An 18,314-nucleotide genomic window follows, 5' to 3' on the forward strand; every position below is an offset into this window, starting at 1 on the left:
CCGGGCAGGGCAGCCAGCCGGTCGCGCAGGTCGCCCGCCTCCTCCAGCCTGTCCATCAGGTCGACGATGTCGCGCGCCCGCTCGCCAAGGGCAAGCGCGCGGTCGCTTTCCAGATCGGCATTGGCCCTGTAATCCTGCGCTGCCAGCCGCTTTTGCATTTCCAGCCTTTGCAGGGCCGCCTGCCGCTGCTTCAGGTCCCGCTGGCTTTGCGCAAGCGAATCCGCCGCCTGCTCGGCCGTCGCGCGCAGGGCGCGGCTGCGCTCCAGTTCCGCGCGCAGGCCGGCGGTCCGCTCCCGGATGACGGGCAGCACCTGTCCCAGCACGGCGCGCATATGGATGGCGTCGTCGATCGATCCCGGTTGGACCAGCGCCAGCGCCAGCGGCCGCTGCGCCATCATCTGCAAGGCGGCGGTCAGGCGGACGACCGGCTCCTGCCTGGCGGCCAGGCGAACGGCCTGTGCGCGCTGGAGCCGGGCGACGATGGCGATGCGGGCCTGCGCGGCCTGTATGTCCGCCTCCGCCTGTTGGATGCGGGCGGCCATGGCGGCGGCGCGGCGGCGGGCCTGGTCGGCTTCGTTGCGGGCGGCGGCGGCCTGCTGTTCCAGCCGTTCGGAGCGCGACCGCGCTTCCTCCGACTGGCGGCGCGCGGCCTTCAGGGCGGCCTGTTCCTCGCTGAGGCTGGTGCCGCCAGTGCCGGTCAGGATGATGGCCTGCCCCTCGGCGGCTGTCAGGCGCGATCCGGCGAGCGCTGCCGCGCCGGCAAGAAAGGCCGCGATGATCGCCGTCCGTTTCAACCAAAACCCCCTGCCGGTTCCGCGGTTCGGCGCCGACCGTCCCTGACTAGGCTGTGTTCCGGCCGAATGAAAGAACCTCCATTCCCACAGGTTACTGCGCAGGCAGGAACCCGGCTCTTGCACTCCCTGTTCAGAGCAGGGGAAACTTCAGACCCTACCCTTCGCGATGATAGGGATGCCCGGCCAGGATCGAGCAGGCCCGCCACAATTGCTCGGCGAGCATGGCGCGGGCCATCATATGGGGCCATGTCATCGCGCCAAAGGCGATCAGCAGGTCCGCATTGTCCCGATCCGCATCGTCGAAGCCGTCCGCCGCGCCGATCAGGAAGCGGCATTCGCGCCTGCCGGAATCGCGCCACCCCTCGATGCGGCGGGCGAAATCGATGGAACTGAGCTGCCGGCCCTTTTCGTCCAGCATGACGGTGACGGTGCCCGGCGGGGCCGGCGGCAGCTTGCCGCCCCGATCGGGCAGTTCGGTGATCCTGAACGGCATGGTCAGCCGCTTCGCATAACGGTCGACCAGTTCCGCCTCGGGCGAGCGCCCGATCTTTCCGCGCGCGATGATGTGGAGGAGCATGGTCTGCCCCCTTAGAGCATCGTGCAGAAAAATCGTGCAGAAAAGTGGGAACCGGTTTCCGCTTAATGATGCGACGACGAAAACTTATAGCGCGCGACCTGCGCCCGATGGAACGCAGCGCGCTCTAACAACGCGGGACGCGCTTGTCGAAGCGGCGGGTCAGGCGGTTCCCGCCACCGGCGCGTCGACGAAGCCCCACATCCGCTCCAGATTGTAGAAGCTGCGCACCTCCGGCCGGAACAGATGGACGATCACGTCGCCGGCATCGATCAACACCCAATCGGCCACGGGCAGGCCCTCTATGCGGGCGGAGCGCCCGGTCGCCTGCTTGATCCGCTCAGCCAGCTTCTGCGCCATCGACGCCACCTGACGGGACGAACGCCCGCTGGCGATCACCATGTGATCGGCGATGCTGCTCTTGCCTTCAAGGGGGATGGAGATGGTTTCCTGCGCCTGGTCGTCGTCAAGCGACTTCAAGACAAGGTCATGCAGGGCGGCAACGCTGTCGGCATTATGAGCCGTGTCGTTGGCGGGATGCGGTCTGGTCAAAGATGCTCCATTCTAGACAATCAACCGGCGCGTGAGCGGGTCGCGCACGCGTTTGTGTTCATATTCGCGATGCCAGAGGGGGTCTGCCTGCCGCAGCAGGGTCGCCGATCTTGGATCAGGGCGAAAGCGCAGAAGCACAAGCGCCGGCGGTCTCCAATCCGTCCATGCTGCACTCTGGCGTGCGGGCCGGACGAAGCGCCGCAGCCAGCCCATGGCCGGTGAGCCACGGGCGGCCTCATCATAGCCGGGCCGGGCGATCACGGCAATGGGCATAATCCGGGCTATGCCGCGCCAGTCCTTCCACTGGCCGAATTGCGCGAGATTGTCCGCCCCCATCAGCCAAAGGAACCGGTGGCGCGGATAGCGCCTTCGCAAGGCCTTCACCGTGTCGATGGTGTAGCGGGTGCGAAGCTGCGTTTCTATGGCCGTGGGCCGGATGAGGTTGCGCCGCGCGACTTTTCGGGCCCGGGCGAGACGGGCGGGGAGGGGCGCCATGCCGGCCCGGGGCTTCAGCGGATTGCCCGGCGAAACCAGCCACCAGACTTCATCCAGCCGCAAGGCGTGGATCGCGAACCGGGAAATATCCCGATGCCCGTCATGCGCCGGATTGAAGGAGCCGCCGAGAAGGCCGATGCGTTTCATGATTCGCCCATGCCAGTTGGCGGGGCCGGGAGCAAATTTCCTGCCGAGCGGGCATGATGCTTAGCCCGCTAATAGATAGATCGAGCGACAAACAGGTCTCCTCCGATCCACGCTCCTGAGACGGCAGCAGCCCGGTTCCCGAATCCCGCTTCACCCCAAAATAATTAGCCTCCTAACCTCATGCGCAGGAAATCTACTCCGCCGCATCCGGCAGCGCCTCCGGCAAAGCCCGCACGGCCTCAGCCGAGGACGGTTCGCGAACCAGCGCCTCCACGGGCTCCAGTTCTTCCAGTTCCTTGCCCCCCGTCTCGATATTCAGGTCGCGCAGCTTGCGGCCCGTCACCAGCACGCGACCCTCGAAGCTGCCGACGAAGCTGTTATAATCCGCAACGGCCCCGTTCAGCCGGTTGCCCAGCTTCTTGAGCGACGCCGCCGCTCCGGCCAGCCGCTCGTAAAGCTCCTTGCCCAGCATGCCGATCCGCTTGGCCTCATCCGCCATTTTCTCCTGCCGCCAAACCGCCGCGACGGTCCGGGCAATGGCGATGAGATTGGTCGGCGTGGCCAGCAGCACCCGCTTCCCGAAGGCATGGTCCCAAAGCTGCGGATCATGCTCCAGCGCGGCGGAGAGGAAATGTTCGCCGGGCACGAACATGATCACATAATCGGGCGCCTCGTCGAACTGGTCGGCATAGCTTTTCCGCCCCAGCGTCTCGACATGCGCGCGCATCGCAGCCGCATGGGCGGACAGGAGCCGCTTCCTCTCCTCCTCGCCCTCCGCGCCATAGGCGTCCTGATAGGCATTCAACGACACCTTGGCGTCAATCACCAGCGCTCGCCCGCCCGGCACGCGCAGGATCGCGTCGGGGCGCAGCCGGCCGTCCTCGCCCTCCACGCTCACCTCGGTCCGGAAATCCACATGCTCGGAAAGGCCGCATGTCTCCAGGACATTGCGCAATTGCTGCTCGCCCCAGCGGCCCCGCGCCTTGGGCGCATGGCGCAGCGAATCGACCAGCCGCTGCGCTTCGGCCCGCACCGCCTCCTGCCCCGACTTCATCGATTCGATCTCGCCGCGCAGTATGCCATAGGCTTCCGTCCGCTGCTGCTCGATCTGGGTGATCTTCTGGTCGTAACGCTGGATCGTCTCGTTGACCGGATGCAGCAATTGCCTCAGCTGCGCCTCACTCTTCTCATGGGCCTGCATCATGCGCTGGTCGGCGCGTTCCAGGAAATGGCTCTGCGCTTGGTGCAGCAGCTTGCCGCCAATTTCGCTGAACTGGGCCGAAAGCTGCTCCTTCGCATCCTTGAGCGCCGCGATCTGCGCTTCGAAGGCTTCCGCCCGCGCCTGCGTGTCGGATCGCAAGGCCGCCAGTTCCCGCGCCGCCGCTTCGCGCGCCGCGCGCTCCGCCTCCAGCTTCTGCGCCAGATCCGCCGCCTGCGCCGCGCGCTCCTGCGCCACCACCAGTTCCTGGATCGCGGCGTTGCGCTGGGCCGCCGCCATGTCCAGCTTGCCCGCCAGATCGGCCTTTTCCGTCAGCAGCGGCGCCACGGACCGGCCCCGCGCCAGCCAGCCGATCGCCAGCCCCGCGACCAGAGCGACAATGATGAGAATAGCGGCCAGGCTGTCCATATATGCCCCTTTACAGAACGAAAGGTGAACCTAGCCGCATGACGTCACCGCCGCAAGCGGCATGCGGCATCCGCCGGCCAGGCGTTTCAGGTCAGGGACGCTCGGAAAGCCGCCAGCCGCGCCACCGCCTCGTCCAATATTTCGTCCGCCTTGGAAAAGCACAGGCGGACGAGATGCGTCACCGGCTCTGCGGGATAGAAGGCGGAAATCGGGATCGCCGCCACGCCCGCTTCATCGATGATCCGCTCGCAAAAGGCGACGTCGTCCATGTCGATGCCGGAAGCGGGCAGGTCGACGGTCACGAACCATGTCGCCGCGCTGGGATTGACGATATAGCCTGCCCCGCGCAGCCCCGCGACGAGGCGATCGCGCGAAGCCTGATAGGCGGCGCGCATCGCGTCGAACCAGCGTTCCGGCTTGGCCAGCCCCTCGGCCACCGCCCATTGCAGATGGGGCGGGGTGGTGAAGGTGATGAACTGATGCGCGCGGGCAAGCAGCGTCGCCAGCGGCGGGGCGGCGCACATCCATCCGACCTTCCATCCGGTGACGGAGAAGATCTTGCCCGCCGACCCGATCTTCACCGTCCGATCCCGCATGCCGGGAAAGCCGATCAGCGGCTTGTGGGCGATGCCGTCATAGGCGATATGCTCCCACACCTCGTCGCAAATGGCGATCAGGTCGTTTTCCACGCAAATTTCGGCCAGCAGCGCCAGTTCCTCTTCGCGCAGGGCGATGCCCGTCGGGTTCACCGGATTGTTCATCAGCAGGAACCGGGTTTTTGGCGTGACCGCCGCCGCCAGCGCCTGCCGCCCGATCCGCCATTCGGGCGGGGTGAGCCGCAGCACCCGCGCCACCCCGCCCGCCCGCTCGATCAGCGGCAGATAGGCGTCGTAGAGCGGCGCCAGCACCAGCACCTCGTCGCCGGGCCGGACCAGCGCCAGCAGGCTGGCCGCGATCGCCTCCGTCGCGCCGGAGGTGACGATCACCTCCTGCGGCGACAGGTCCAGCCCCTGATGCCGCGCATAATGCGCCGCCACCGCCTCGCGCAGTTCGGCAAGGCCCGCCATGGGCGGATATTGGTTGGACCGGGTCAGCAGCGCGTCGGCGGCGGCGCGAAGTATCTCCTCCGGCCCCTGGGCGTCGGGAAAGCCCTGCCCCAGGTTGATCGCACCGGTCTCCCGCGCGCGGCCGGACATTTTCTCGAAGATGGTGGTGGGCATGTCCCGATAGACGGGATGGCCGAGAGGATCGCGTTCGCTCATGCCGGTGGACATGCCGGTTTTCGGGGTGGGGGGTCAAGTTCCGTGCAATCGGCCCTCTGCTTCGGCCCGCTTATGCATTAGGATGCCGCTTTCCCATGGCCATGAGCGAGCAGACATGATCGACCGCCTGTTCCTGAAGCATCCCAGAGAGGTCAATGAAAGCTATGGCGAGCATTTGGAGGTGGCGACGCGCTTCGGCTTCCTGATGGTGCGGGCGGGGCTTGCCTGCATGATCCACGGGCTGGTCCCGGCTTTCTTCACCCGCACCGGCAGCGCAACGGTGAAGCGGCTGTACGATGAAATGCGCCAACGCCAGCCGGACCTTCCCGAACCCGCTTATCTCAACCCGAAATGGCGCCCGGAATATGAGATTTGAAGAAGGCGGCCGGCAGGGCGCGGCTTCGCTTATAGGGCAACGCGCTCCTGCGAAGGCGGGAGCCCAGTCCTGACGATGCGCTAAAACGGCGCGCTTGGACTGGCTCCGCCCTTCGCAGGCGCAGTTGCATCTATTTCCCCGGCGCTCTGCAACCGCTCCGGCGCCGCACGGCGCCAAGTAAAGCCGGCGAATGTCCCCCGGACATTCGCTTTTCCGGCTTTACTCCCATTCGATCGTCCCCGGCGGCTTAGAGGTGTAGTCGTAAACCACCCGGTTGATGCCCTTCACCTCATTGATGATCCGCGTCGCCACCCGGCTCAGGAAGGCGGCGTCGAAGGGATAGATGTCCGCCGTCATGCCGTCGGTCGACGTCACCGCCCGCAGGGCGCACACGCTGTCATAGGTGCGGTGATCGCCCATTACGCCCACGGTGCGGACGGGCAGCAGCACGGCGAAGGCCTGCCAGATCGCATCGTACAGCCCGGCGCTCCGGATTTCCTCCAGATAGATGGCGTCGGCCTTGCGCAGAATGTCGCAGCGCTCCTTCGACACTTCGCCCGGAATGCGGATGGCGAGGCCGGGACCGGGGAAAGGATGCCGCCCGACGAAAATCTCCGGCAGCCCCAGTTCGCGGCCCAGCACGCGCACCTCATCCTTGAACAGTTCGCGCAGCGGCTCGACCAGCTTCATGTTCATGCGCTCGGGCAGGCCGCCGACATTATGGTGCGACTTGATCGTCACCGAAGGCCCGCCGGTGAAGGACACGGACTCGATCACGTCCGGATAAAGCGTCCCCTGCGCCAGGAAGTCCGCCCCGCCGATCTTCTTCGCTTCCTCCTCGAACACGGCGATGAACTCGCCGCCGATGAATTTCCGCTTCTTCTCGGGGTCGGTCAGGCCCGCCAGCCCGCCCAGGAAGCGTTCCTCGGCATTCACATGGACCAGCTTGATGCCATAATGCTCGCGGAACAGGCTCACCACCTGCTCCGCCTCGCCCAGCCGCATCAGGCCATGGTCGACGAACACGCAGGTCAACTGATCGCCGATCGCCTCATGGATCAGCACCGCCGCGACGGCGCTGTCGACGCCGCCGGACAGACCGCAGATCACCCGGCCTTCGCCCACCTGCGCCCGGATATCCGCGATCTTGGTCGCGCGGAATTCCGCCATGGTCCAGTCGCCCTTGAGGCCGCAGACATGGCGCACAAAATTGGCGAGCAGCTTCGCGCCATCCGGCGTATGCACGACCTCAGGGTGGAATTGCGTCGCGTAGAAACGCTTCTCCTCATTCGCCGTGATCGCATAGGGCGCGCCCTCGCTGACCGCCACCACCTCGAAACCGGGGGCGAGCCGCGTCACCTTGTCGCCATGGCTCATCCACACCTGATGGCGCTCGCCCTCCGTCCAGAGGCCGTCGAACAGCGCGCAGCCCTTCTTCACCTCGATGAAGGCGCGGCCGAACTCGCCGCTCTCGCCGCCTTCGACATGGCCGCCAAGCTGCTGCATCATCGTCTGCTGGCCGTAGCATATGCCCAGGATCGGAATGCCCGCCTCGAAAAAATGCTGGGGCGCGCGGGGGCTGTCCTCCCACATGACGGAGGAGGGGCCGCCGGAAAGGATGATGCCCTTGGGTTTCAGCCGTTCGAAGGCTTCGGCGGCGCTGTTGAACGGCGCGATCTCGGAATAGACGCCCGCCTCGCGCACCCGCCGGGCGATGAGCTGCGTCACCTGGCTGCCGAAATCCACGATAAGGATGGAATCCTGAAGGGGCAGCGTCATCGAATCGCCTTTATATGTCCAGAGGAAGGGATTCGCGCCCGGTTAGTGCGCTTGCGCCCCCTTGTCCAGCGAAGCCGCGTCCCCGCGCCGTCCCGCCGCCCATCCCAGCACGGCCCCGCCCGCCAGCACCGCCGCGGCGATCAGGAAGGCGCTGCCGATGAAGGGCAGCAGCGGCTTCGCGCCCACCGACAGGGAATAGACCGTGCCGAAGAACAGCGGCGACACGATGCCCGCGATCGACCCGACACTGTTGTTCGCGCCCTGCAACTGGCCCTGTTCGGATTCCGACACGCGCTGCGTCATCAGCGACTGGATGGTCGGCATGGCAAGGCCCCAGAGCGCGTTGGGGAACATCGCCGCGACGAACAGCCAGCCGGTCGGGGCCATCCCCATCGCGAAAATCCCGACCGCGCCGAAGCCAAGTCCGATCACCATGGTCGTGCGGTCGCCCAGCCGCTTCACCACCGGCCCGACCAATATTCCCTGCACGCCCATGTCCATCAGGCCTACCAGCGCCAGCAGCGTCCCCACCTGCCACGCCCCCCAGCCATAGCGGTCCCCCGCATAAAGCACGAACACGGCGGAGAAGAGGTGATGCGCGAAATAAAGCAGGAAATTGACCACCGCCAGGCTCGACAGCTCGGGATGCGACCGCAGCAGCCGCAGCGCCCCGAACGGATTGGCCCGCCTCCACGAAAAATCCATCCGCTTGTCGGTGGCCAGCGATTCCGGCAGCACGAACAGCCCGTAGAAAAAGGCCAGCCCCGACAGCCCCGCCGCCGCCCAGAAGGGCGCGCGCAGCGAAATCTCCCCCAGCACCCCGCCCAGCAGCGGCCCGGCGACGAAGCCGCCGCTGAACGCCGCCCCGATCAGCCCATAACCCCGCGCCCGCTCTTCGGGCGGGGTGATGTCGGCCATATAGGCGAAGGTGGAGGTGAAGCTGGACGACGTCACGCCCCCCAGCATCCGCCCCACCGCCAGCCACCACAGATTGGGCGCGATCGCCATCAGCAGGAAATCGAGCGCGAGTCCCGCGACCGAGACCAGGATCACTGGCCGCCGCCCGAACCGGTCGGACAGCGATCCGATGACCGGCGAACAGAGGAACTGCATCCCGGCCCACAGCGCGACGAACAGCCCGTTCCACATCCCCGCCGCCCTGCCGGAACCCGACAGCGTCTCGACCAGTTGCGGCAGCACCGGGATGACGATCCCCATCGACATCACGTCGAGCAGCGCCGTCACCAATATGAAGGCGATCGCGGCCTTGCGGCGATGGGATGGGCGCGGTGACATGATGGACTCCTGGGTGTCGATCCGGACAGAGCTTGTTCCGAGCCGACTGCATCGGATCGAATGCCACAGCCTGATGTCTACCGCGTTTTTCGAGCCGGCAGATGATTCCTTCTGCTTGCAAAGGGCTCTAGGCGCTGCGTCCGGTCATGCCAAGTCCAACGGTCCCAGGCGGCCGCTCCACAGCAGCAACAGCCCGGAAAAGGCCAGGGCGACCCACAGCGCATGCAGGCCAATCAGCGCGAAGAGGCCACCCCCCGCCACCGCGCCCGCCACCAGCCCCAGCCACAGCAGCAGATAGGGCAGCCAGTTCCATCGCGGCCCGCCGGTCAGCGCCACCGCCAGTTGCTGGCCCAGCTTCACCAGCGCGCCGGTCATATAGGTGACGCCGATGCTGACTTCGCCGTCGCGCTGGAAGACGTTGTTCACCGCGCCCATCGCCGCCGCCATCAGCAGCGTCAGCCCGGAACCCGGCCGGTCCGGCAGGGCCAGCAACGCGGCGCAGAACAGCAGCGCGGTCGCAAGGCCCAGCACTGCCTGCTTGCGCCAGCGGCCCGCCCGGCGCGCGACCAGCGCACCGGCCAGCACGCCGCCGACAAAGGCCCCGACCAGTCCCGCCGCCATCCCGGCGACCGCCGCGCCCTTGGCCAGCCCCACGCCCAGCCGGGTGGAATTGCCGCTCATGAAGGAAACGAACAGCCCGCCCAGCTTCAGGAATCCCAGCGCATCGATGAACCCCGCCTGCGCCGCCAGTCCGATGGCCAGCATGTGGCGGGAAGCATCATATCCGCGCATGCGCTGGCCCTCGCACCATCAGGCCTGCGGCGGTGCCTTGCGCGCGCCGTCCACAGGTTCGACGACGACCGGCGCGAATGAGGCCGCGGCAGGCTCCACAGCGCCCTTCACCAGCGAATCGAGGCTTGCGCCATCCAACCCCAATTCCTTCATCAGGCCATCGATCACCGGCGCCTGCGCCCGGTAACGCAGGGCGGCGGACACCGCGGCATTGGCCAGGTTCTGCTCGCCGCCGCCGATCACCGCCGCGCCATCCGAATGCGATCCGGTGATGCCGTCGACCTGCACGATCCTGATCGAATCGATCGCTTCCATCGGCTTCGCCGCCTCCCGCACCAGATCGGGCAGCACCTTGAGCAGCGCCATCTTCGTCTGCAGCGACATCTGGTCCGACGACAGGATGTTCGCCGCCTCATTGACCGCGCGCTGACCCGCCGCCTCGACCTCGAAACGCACCCGGTCCGCCTCGGCGCGCAGCTTGGCGGCTTCGGCCTCGCCCTCCGCCGCCAGGCGCAGCGCTTCGGCACGGTCCGCCGCGGCCTGCTTCTCCGCTTCCGCCTCGACCCGCACCTGGATGGCGGCGCGCTCCGCCTCCCGCGCCGCGTCGATCAGTTCGATGCGCTTGGTCCGTTCGGCAATCTCCGTCTGGCGCGACGTCTGGACCTGCTCCTCGGCGGCCACCGCCTTGGCGCGCGCCTCGTCGGCCTGCGCCTTGGCCTGGCTTTCCTCGCGGCTCTTGTTCTGCACCGCGATCTGCTGTTCCTGCCGGGCGAGTTCGAGCGCCTGTTCCTGCGCGATGCGGGCCTGCTGCACGGCGCGGTCAGCCTCGATCTGCTGGCTGTCGACCAGCTTCTTCGCCTCGATCCGCGCCTGGTCGGCCTCCTGTTGGCGCAGCGACTGTTCGCGGGCGACCTCCGCCGCCTGAACGGCGCGGCGCATCTCGACCTCCCGCTCCTGCTCCAGCCGGGCGAATTCGGTGTCGCGGGCGATCAGCAGCGACTGGCGCTCCGCCTCCAGATTCTTGGTCTCGATCTGGACGCGGGTTTCCTGCTCGATGTCGTTGCGCGACTTTTTGCGCAGTTCGATCTGCTCGGTCAGCTTGGTCAGCCCCTCGGCGTCGAAGGCGTTGTTGGCGTTGAAATGCTCGATCGACGTCTGGTCCAGCCCGGTCAGCGACACGCTCTCCAGCTCCAGCCCGTTCATGGCGAGATCCACGGAAGACACCTGCTGCACCTTCTGCACGAACTCGCTGCGCTGCTCATGCAACTGGTTCATCGTCATCCCCGCAGCGACGGAACGCAGCGCATCGACGAACTTGCCCTCGACCAGTTCCTTCAACGCCTCCGGATTCATCGTCCGCGCGCCCAGCGTCTGCGCGGCGGTGGCGATGGACTGCGCGTCGGGCTTCACGCGGACGTAGAATTCCGCCTTCACATCGATGCGCAGGCGGTCCAGCGTGATCAGCGCGTCGCTGTTCTTGCGCTCCACGGCCAGCCGCACCGTATTCATGTTCACCGGCATCGTTTCATGGAAGATCGGCAGCACCAGCGCGCCGCCGTTCATCACCACCTTCTCCCCGCCGAAGCCGGTCCGCACGAAGCCGATCTCCTTCGACGCCCGCTTGTAGAGCCGCGCCAGCACGACGCCGAGCACGATCAGGAGGAGAAGCCCGGTCCCGGAGATGATCAGATAGGGCATGAGCGAAAAGCTCTCCTGCACGGCGGGCAGATTCATGGGAAACTCCTAAAGGCGGGGAAGATAATGGTCGCCATGCGATATGGCGCGGAAGACATGGTCCTCCCGGCGGACCAGCAGGATGGTTTCGCCCTCTTCCAGCGTCTGGCCGGCATTGTCGGGTTCGACCATGACATAATGCGCCTGGCCATAGGCATCCTCGACGCGGGCGCGGGCAGGGGAGCCGCTGCGCGCGACGCCGGTGACGATGCGGGCGAAGCTGCCGGTCAGTGCGTCCAGCGGAACGGCGCTGCTCTGGTCGCGGGGAAGCAGGGGGGCGAGCCGTCGCGCGGCAAGGCCGGTCGCAGGCAGGCTGGCGATCAGGGCGGCGGGTGCGGCGATCAACGGCGGCAGCATCGCACCGGTCAGATCGAGCAGCAGATGCTGCCCGATCAGCCCGATCATGCCGAACAGCGCCAGGAATATCGCCAGCAGCATCAACAGCGGCAGGCGACCGACGCCCAGCCAGCCGAGCAGGTCCGCATCGCCGTCAATGTCGAGATCGAAGTCGCCCGCGATGCCGATGGCCTGCACCGCCCCGATGAGCAGCATCAGGACGATCGCTGAGACGAAAACGACATTCTCGGTCGCGAAAAGGAACGCGGCCACCCCTGACTCCCCTGATTCGCGCCGATGCTAATGGATTGACGTAAAACAGGATAGGGCAAAGCGTGGCCGCGATGCGGCGGAGCGAGCGCGCCTATCGGGCGGCGCGATCCCGCCGGAAATAAAGGTCCGCGATCCGGCCATTCTGCACCGAACAGGTGAAGTGGCGCGACCGTCCATCCTGCGCCCGCCAGCCGGACCGGACCTCGACATCGCCCTCCACATCATAGCCGTTGCGGGTCTCGCGGGGCTCCTGCACCTGCCGCACCTCGGCATAGCCGCCCTCCCGCTCGGCCTCGTCGCGGGCGGCGAGGGCGCAATAGGTGATCGCATCCTCGCTATCCCGATCGGCGGGCGCCTCGGCCAGATCGCCCCGCCCGCCGTCGCTGTCAGGGGATCGGGCGCCGGCATGGTCCTGATCCGCCGCCACGACATCGGAAAAATCATCGTCGGCGCGCGTAGGGCTCGCTCGGTCGTCCGGGGCGGCGTCGTCGGCGGGCGGCTGCGCTTCGTCCGACAGGTCATCCTGTTCCTGCGGCGCGCCTTGCCGCGGCTGATAGGCCTGTGCCGACGCGACGCCGCCCGCCAGCAGGGCCGTCGCGATCAGCGATCCCGTCATCCACCTCATCTTGTTCATGACCCTCGTCCCTCAGCCGAAATTTGCCGATGGCTAGGCGATCATGGCTGTCGGAGGCCTGAACGCGGATGCGCCGCCACCGGCGGCCATGGACGCATCCCTCCCGAACCGGAAAGCGCCCGCCCTGCTGCCCGGCTATCGCGGCTGCGCGTCCAGTTTCAGCCCGGTATAATAGGCCGCAAAGGCATAGCTGTCGGCATATTCGTCGATCAGCTTGTCCACGGGCTTGCCCGCCCCATGCCCGGCCTTGGTGTCGATCCGGATCAGGCGGGGCTTCGGCCCCAGCTCCGCCGCCTGCAAGGCCGCGGCATATTTGAAGCTGTGCGCCGGCACCACCCGGTCGTCGGTGTCGCCCGTGGTGACGAGGATCGCCGGATAGTCCTTCCCGCTCGCGATGTTGTGATAGGGCGAATAGGCGTAGAGCAGGCGGAAATCCTCCTCCCGGTCGGGCGATCCATAGTCGTCGATCCAGTAGCGGCCGGCGGTGAAACGGTCGAAGCGCAGCATGTCCATCACGCCCACGGCGGGCAGGGCGGCGGCGAACAGATCGGGCCGCTGGTTCACCACCGCGCCGACCAGCAACCCGCCATTGGACCGCCCCTCGATGGCAAGGCCGTCCTTCGTCGTATAGCCATTCGCCTTCAGATATTCGGCCGCCGCGATGAAATCGTCGAACACATTCTGCTTGTTGGCGAGCCGCCCCGCATCGTGCCATGCCTTGCCGAACTCGCCGCCGCCGCGCAGATTGGCGATGGCATAGACGCCGCCCTGCTCCAGCCACGCCATGCGCGTCGCCGAATAGCCGGGCGTCAGCGCGATGTTGAAGCCGCCATAGCCGTACAGGATGGTGGGCGCGGGCGCCTTGGAAAGGGCCAGCGCCTTCTTGCGGATCACCGTCATCGGGATCATCGTGCCGTCCTTCGACGGATAGCTGACCTGCTCTATGCCGTAATCGTCGGGATTGAAGGGCAGCTCCGGCCGCGCGAACAGCTCGTAACGCAGCGTCGCCGTGTCGAAGCGGTAGATGCTCGACGGCGTGGTGAAGCCCGAAAAGCTGAAGAAGGTTTCCGGATCGCCGTCGCGCCCGCCGAAACCGGCCGCCGTGCCCAGGCCGGGCAGCGGCACGTCGCTGACCTTTCGCCCGTTGAGGTCGATCAGCTCCGCCACGCTTTCCGCATCGGACAGATAGGCCAGGATCAGCCGGTCCCCGACCAGCGACCCGCCCGCCAGCGTGTCCATGCGTTCCGCCACCACCTGCCTGGCGCCGCGCCGGGGAAAGCGGGCATCGATGCTGACGACGCGCAGATGCGGGGCATATTGGTCGGTGATGAAATAGAGCGTCGGCCCGCGGCTGCCGATCAGCCGCCAGTCGTTGGTCATGCCCTTCACCAGCGGGCGGACCTTCACCTTGCCGCCGGTCAGTTCGGCCAGATGCAGTTCGCGGCGGGGGTCGGTGCCCTGGAAGCTGCTGATGACCAGCCAGCGCCCGTCCTGCGTCACCTGCGCCGTGTGGCTGAGGCGCGGCTGGTCCGGAGTCGCGTAGATAAGCTGATCCTGCGCCTGCGGCGTGCCGAGGCGGTGATAATGAAGTTCCTGCCCCACCGTGGAGGATTGCAGGCCGCCGCCTTCCTGCGGCGCGGCGAAGCGCGAATAGAAGAAACCCTGTCCTTGCCCGTCCCAGGCAAGCTGGGAGAATTTCACCCATTGCACGACATCGTCGAGCGGCCGGGCGGTGGCGACGTCCAGAACCTTCAGCGTGCGCCAGTCGCTCCCGGCCTCCTGCACGGCATAGAGTAGGAACCGGCCGTCGGGGGAGGGCGCCCATTCCGCCAGCGCGTCCGACCCGTCCTCCGCCCAGTCATTCGGGTCGATCAGCAGCCGCTGCGCACCGTTCAGGCCGTCGCGCACATAGAGCGGGGTCTGGTTCTGGAGCCCCTTGTTATAGCCGTAGAAATAGCGCCCGCCCGCCTTGCGCGGGATGGTGTAGCGGCCATGGGCGAACAGCGCCTGCATGCGTTTCTTGAGCGCCTCGCGACCCGGCAGCCCGTCGATATGGCGGCGCGTGAGGCGGTTTTCCTGTCCGACCCAGTCGCGGACGGCGGGATCGCTGCGCAGGTCGTTTTCCAGCCAGCGATAGGGATCGGTCACCTTGACCCCGAAATGATCCTCCACCAGGTCCAGCCTTTTGGCGGCGGGATAGCGCAGTCCTGAAGCGCCAGCGACCGCCGCATCCGGCTCCGCCTGCGCGGGGAGCGCCGCGAACAACAGCGCCGCCAAAGCAAAGCAGCCAAAGGCGCGCATCCGATCCCCCCGAAATCCCATTCCCATTCTCTGGCGTCTCATGGCGCGGAAAGGCAAGAAAACAAAGAATATTTCCTATCTCCCCGCCCTTCAGGGGATGGCAGGGGGTGGGGGCCAACCGAATGGCTCGACGTCCCGCATATCCACGCCCCAAAAAAGAAAAAGGGCCGCGCCCCCTTCCGGAAGCCGCGGCCCTCTTCATCTGCCCGCTTGCGCGAGCCGTCAGCGGATCACGCCGCTTCCAGCTCGTCGGCGTCCGCACCCTGGACCGGACCGGAATCCTGACCCTTGGCGTCGACGTCGCGGTCCACCAGTTCGATGATCGCGATCGGCGCCGCGTCCGAAGCGCGGATGCCGGCCTTGATCACGCGGGTGTAGCCGCCATTGCGGTCCTTGTAGCGCTCGGCCAGAACGTCGAACAGCTTGGTGAGCTGCGCGTCGTCCTGCAGGCGGGCATGGGCCAGACGACGGTTCGACAGGCCACCCTTCTTGGCGAGGGTGATCAGCTTCTCGACATAGGGACGCAGTTCCTTCGCCTTGGGCGTGGTCGTCAGGATCTGCTCATGCTTGATGAGCGAGGCGGCGAGGTTGCGGAGCAGCGAGTTGCGATGCCCGGCGCTGCGCTGCAGCTTACGATGACCAACCTTGTGACGCATATGTCTTTCCTTCCGTTCGTTAAGGGGCCGTTTCAGGTACCCCAGACCAGGCGGCGTTTCAGGGCCGCCGCCCCTTTGCCCTGCCCCTTAAAAAGGGGCGAAGTTCACACCGTTCAAAGCGGACGCGAATCCGTGCTTTCCGGTGTCCAGCATCCCTCCGGACGAACCGGAGGGAAGGCGGATCAGCCCAGCAGCTCCTGTTCGAGCTTCTTGGCCATTTCCTCGATATTCTCCGGCGGCCAGCCGGGGATGTCCATGCCCAGGCGCAGGCCCATGGACGACAGCACTTCCTTGATCTCGTTCAGCGACTTGCGGCCGAAATTGGGGGTGCGCAGCATCTCGGCCTCGGTCTTCTGGACCAGATCGCCGATATAGATGATGTTGTCGTTCTTGAGGCAGTTGGCGCTGCGGACCGACAGTTCCAGCTCGTCCACCTTCTTGAGCAGGTAGCGGTTGATCTGGTTCGCGTCGCTCTCGCCCTCGCTGGCCGAACCACCGGCAGCGGCGCCGGCGGCCGGAGCGGCGACGGGCAGCGCGTCCTCGAAGTGGACGAACAGCTGGAGCTGGTCCTGCAGGATGCGGGCGGCATAGGCCACCGCGTCTTCCGGCGTGACGGTGCCGTCGGTCTCGACGGTCAGCGACAGCTTGTCATAGTCCAGTTCCTGGCCGACGCGGGTGTTGTCGACCTTGTACGCGACCTGACGCACCGGCGAATAGAGCGCGTCGACCGGGATCAGGCCGATCGGGGCGTCGGCCGGACGGTTGGCGACGGCGGGGACATAGCCCTTGCCGACGTCGGCGGTCAGTTCCATGTTCAGCGTCGCGCCCTGGTCCAGGTGGCAGATCACCAGGTCGGGGTTCATCACTTCGATGTCGCCCACGGTGGTGATGTCGCCCGCGCGCACTTCGGCGGGGCCGGTGGCGGAAAGCTGGAGACGGCGTGGACCGTCGCCTTCCATTTTCAGCGCAACCTGCTTGATGTTGAGGACGATGTCCGTGACGTCCTCACGCACGCCCGCGAGCGAGGAGAATTCGTGGAGGACGTTCTCGATCTTGATCGAGGTGACCGCCGCGCCCTGGAGCGAGGACAGAAGAACCCGGCGCAGCGCGTTGCCAAGCGTCAGGCCGAAGCCGCGCTCCAGAGGTTCGGCGACGAAGGTCGCCTTGCGCTTGCCGTCGCCCGCGACCTTGATCTCAAGGCTGTTGGGCTTCTTCAATTCCTGCCAGTTCTTCATGTTGACAGTCATGTATTTCCCCTGGGGATGAGGCCGAAACGTTCAAAAATCCTGACCCGACAGGACGTTCCGACCGATGCAGATGGGTGAGCGGGCGACGCGTCCGCCGCCCGCCGACAAGCCGCGCGTCGTTGTTAGACGCGGCGGCGCTTGGAAGGACGCACGCCGTTGTGCGGGATCGGCGTCACGTCGCGGATGGAGGTGATGTGGAAGCCGACGGCCTGCAGCGCGCGCAGGGCCGATTCACGGCCCGAGCCCGGACCCTTCACTTCGACTTCCAGGGTGCGCACGCCATGTTCGGCCGCCTTGCGGCCGGCGTCTTCGGCGCAGACCTGCGCGGCATAGGGCGTCGACTTGCGGCTGCCCTTGAAGCCCATCATGCCCGCCGAGGACCAGCTGATCGCATTGCCCTGGGCGTCGGTGATGGTCACCATGGTGTTGTTGAAGCTGGCGTTGACGTGCGCGACGCCGGCCGAGATGTTCTTGCGTTCGCGGCGCTTGATGCGCTGGGGTTCGCGTGCCATTTTTGCTCTATCCTACTGAAATCTTGTGTTCCGGGAGGCTGCGCCCAGGTAGGGCTGCCTCCGGCGGAGAAGAAGATGAAATAGTCCCCCGGACTATTTCTTACTTCTTCTTGCCGGCAATCGGCTTCGCCTTGCCCTTGCGGGTGCGCGCATTGGTGTGCGTGCGCTGGCCGCGAACCGGCAGGCCCTTGCGGTGACGCAGGCCGCGATAGCAGGCCAGGTCCATCAGGCGCTTGATGTTCATCGCGGTTTCGCGGCGCAGGTCGCCCTCGACCGTGTGGTCGGCGTCGATGGCTTCGCGGATCTGCAGCACTTCGGCGTCGGACAGGTCCTGCACGCGGCGGCTGTGATCGATGCCCAGCTTGTCGGCGATGTCGACGGCGGTCTTGCGGCCGATGCCGTGGATGTAGGTGAGCGCGATGATCACGCGCTTGTTGGTCGGGATGTTGACACCCGCAATACGTGCCATGGTATTCTGTACTCCTGCTCCACGGGGCGGTTGGCGCCGCCCCATCTCAAAGCGTCAGGGCTGAAGTCCTTAAGGAGACGACAGCCGATTCGATAGGCCCCAAGACGCAAAAAAGACGGCCAGTGCCACTGCACTGCCGCTCGTCAGCGTGTCGGGAAGGGGTGCCCTTAGCGATTCGGCCTCCGGCTGTCAATGACGGGCAGGCGCGAAAGCGGCGAAATCCGGCGCTTCCGCCGCCCTTTCTTTCGACCGGTCCGGCATGTCGTCCCGACCTTTTCGAGTTGATGCCATCCCCGTGCCTAAGGCATGGAGGCGGGATGCGCTTCACTCTGCCCTCCGCCATGCCGGCGGCCGCCTTCGTCCTGCTGGCTTCCTGCGTGGGCGCGCCCCAGCAGCGCGCGCCTGTTCCCGCACCTGCGCCCCGGCCGGCTCCCGCGGCCCAGCCCGCGCCCCCTCCG

The 18,314-nt window shown here is 66.6% G+C and carries 17 protein-coding genes and 1 pseudogene; 1 reads left to right on the top strand and 17 read right to left on the bottom strand.

All coding sequences use genetic code 11. The features are described 5' to 3' along the window. The 6 genes and pseudogenes from A8G00_RS21685 to A8G00_RS21710 all read right to left on the bottom strand — a co-directional run. Nucleotides 1–794 (bottom strand): annotated as a pseudogene (locus A8G00_RS21685) (metalloendopeptidase); the annotation flags it as partial. Between the two features lie 154 nt (nt 795–948). Continuing rightward, entirely contained in the window at nt 949–1,371 is a 423-nt protein-coding gene (locus A8G00_RS21690; protein WP_048577404.1) for a 23S rRNA (pseudouridine(1915)-N(3))-methyltransferase RlmH, read from the bottom strand. Nucleotides 1,372–1,530: 159 nt separating this feature from the next. Then, a complete protein-coding gene (rsfS, locus tag A8G00_RS21695) occupies nt 1,531–1,920 on the bottom strand; it encodes a ribosome silencing factor (RefSeq protein WP_044661265.1) in 390 nt (129 codons plus the stop codon). A 12-nt stretch (nt 1,921–1,932) separates the two neighbouring features. After that, complete coding sequence (locus A8G00_RS21700) at nt 1,933–2,565, bottom strand: nicotinate-nucleotide adenylyltransferase (protein ID WP_301182322.1); 633 nt, start codon at nt 2,563–2,565, stop codon at nt 1,933–1,935. Nucleotides 2,566–2,755: 190 nt separating this feature from the next. Further along, nucleotides 2,756–4,189 (bottom strand): DNA recombination protein RmuC, encoded by a 1,434-nt coding sequence (locus A8G00_RS21705; protein ID WP_044661267.1) that lies wholly within the window; start codon nt 4,187–4,189, stop codon nt 2,756–2,758. A gap of 86 nt (nt 4,190–4,275) precedes the next feature. Further along, complete coding sequence (locus A8G00_RS21710) at nt 4,276–5,463, bottom strand: aminotransferase (RefSeq protein ID WP_103001651.1); 1,188 nt, start codon at nt 5,461–5,463, stop codon at nt 4,276–4,278. Between the two features lie 103 nt (nt 5,464–5,566). On the opposite strand from A8G00_RS21710, the gene A8G00_RS21715 reads away from it, so the two are divergent. Beyond that, nucleotides 5,567–5,827, top strand: a complete 261-nt coding sequence (locus A8G00_RS21715; RefSeq protein WP_044661269.1) for a DUF6356 family protein — start codon at nt 5,567–5,569, stop codon at nt 5,825–5,827. Between the two features lie 219 nt (nt 5,828–6,046). On the opposite strand, the gene guaA is transcribed toward A8G00_RS21715, so the two are convergent. The 11 genes from guaA to rpsM form a co-directional block, all read right to left on the bottom strand. Next, complete coding sequence (gene guaA, locus A8G00_RS21720) at nt 6,047–7,606, bottom strand: glutamine-hydrolyzing GMP synthase (protein WP_044661270.1); 1,560 nt, start codon at nt 7,604–7,606, stop codon at nt 6,047–6,049. 42 nt (nt 7,607–7,648) lie between these two features. Next, nucleotides 7,649–8,902 (bottom strand): TCR/Tet family MFS transporter, encoded by a 1,254-nt coding sequence (locus A8G00_RS21725; RefSeq protein ID WP_103001652.1) that lies wholly within the window; start codon nt 8,900–8,902, stop codon nt 7,649–7,651. A 144-nt stretch (nt 8,903–9,046) separates the two neighbouring features. Beyond that, nucleotides 9,047–9,694, bottom strand: coding sequence for a YoaK family protein (locus tag A8G00_RS21730; protein ID WP_103001653.1), 648 nt, complete (start codon nt 9,692–9,694; stop codon nt 9,047–9,049). A gap of 18 nt (nt 9,695–9,712) precedes the next feature. After that, nucleotides 9,713–11,428, bottom strand: a complete 1,716-nt coding sequence (locus A8G00_RS21735) for a flotillin family protein (RefSeq protein ID WP_065847885.1) — start codon at nt 11,426–11,428, stop codon at nt 9,713–9,715. Between the two features lie 9 nt (nt 11,429–11,437). After that, nucleotides 11,438–12,037, bottom strand: a complete 600-nt coding sequence (locus A8G00_RS21740) for a YqiJ family protein (protein WP_048577397.1) — start codon at nt 12,035–12,037, stop codon at nt 11,438–11,440. Between the two features lie 91 nt (nt 12,038–12,128). Next, nucleotides 12,129–12,671, bottom strand: a complete 543-nt coding sequence (locus A8G00_RS21745) for a hypothetical protein (RefSeq protein ID WP_103001654.1) — start codon at nt 12,669–12,671, stop codon at nt 12,129–12,131. 135 nt (nt 12,672–12,806) lie between these two features. Beyond that, a complete protein-coding gene (locus A8G00_RS21750; protein ID WP_103001655.1) occupies nt 12,807–14,972 on the bottom strand; it encodes a prolyl oligopeptidase family protein in 2,166 nt (721 codons plus the stop codon). Nucleotides 14,973–15,202: 230 nt separating this feature from the next. Next, the gene (gene rplQ, locus A8G00_RS21755) at nt 15,203–15,628 is read right to left on the bottom strand and encodes a 50S ribosomal protein L17 (RefSeq protein ID WP_044661277.1); all 426 of its coding nucleotides are present in this window, start codon (nt 15,626–15,628) and stop codon (nt 15,203–15,205) included. Between the two features lie 182 nt (nt 15,629–15,810). Further along, nucleotides 15,811–16,875, bottom strand: a complete 1,065-nt coding sequence (locus A8G00_RS21760; protein WP_044661278.1) for a DNA-directed RNA polymerase subunit alpha — start codon at nt 16,873–16,875, stop codon at nt 15,811–15,813. 122 nt (nt 16,876–16,997) lie between these two features. Next, nucleotides 16,998–17,387, bottom strand: a complete 390-nt coding sequence (gene rpsK, locus A8G00_RS21765; protein WP_004208752.1) for a 30S ribosomal protein S11 — start codon at nt 17,385–17,387, stop codon at nt 16,998–17,000. 100 nt (nt 17,388–17,487) lie between these two features. After that, entirely contained in the window at nt 17,488–17,856 is a 369-nt protein-coding gene (gene rpsM / locus A8G00_RS21770) for a 30S ribosomal protein S13 (RefSeq protein ID WP_025552414.1), read from the bottom strand. Between the last annotated feature and the right edge of the window lie 458 nt (nt 17,857–18,314).

The organism is Sphingobium sp. SA916 (genome assembly GCF_002894065.1).
Lineage (GTDB): Bacteria > Pseudomonadota > Alphaproteobacteria > Sphingomonadales > Sphingomonadaceae > Sphingobium > Sphingobium fuliginis.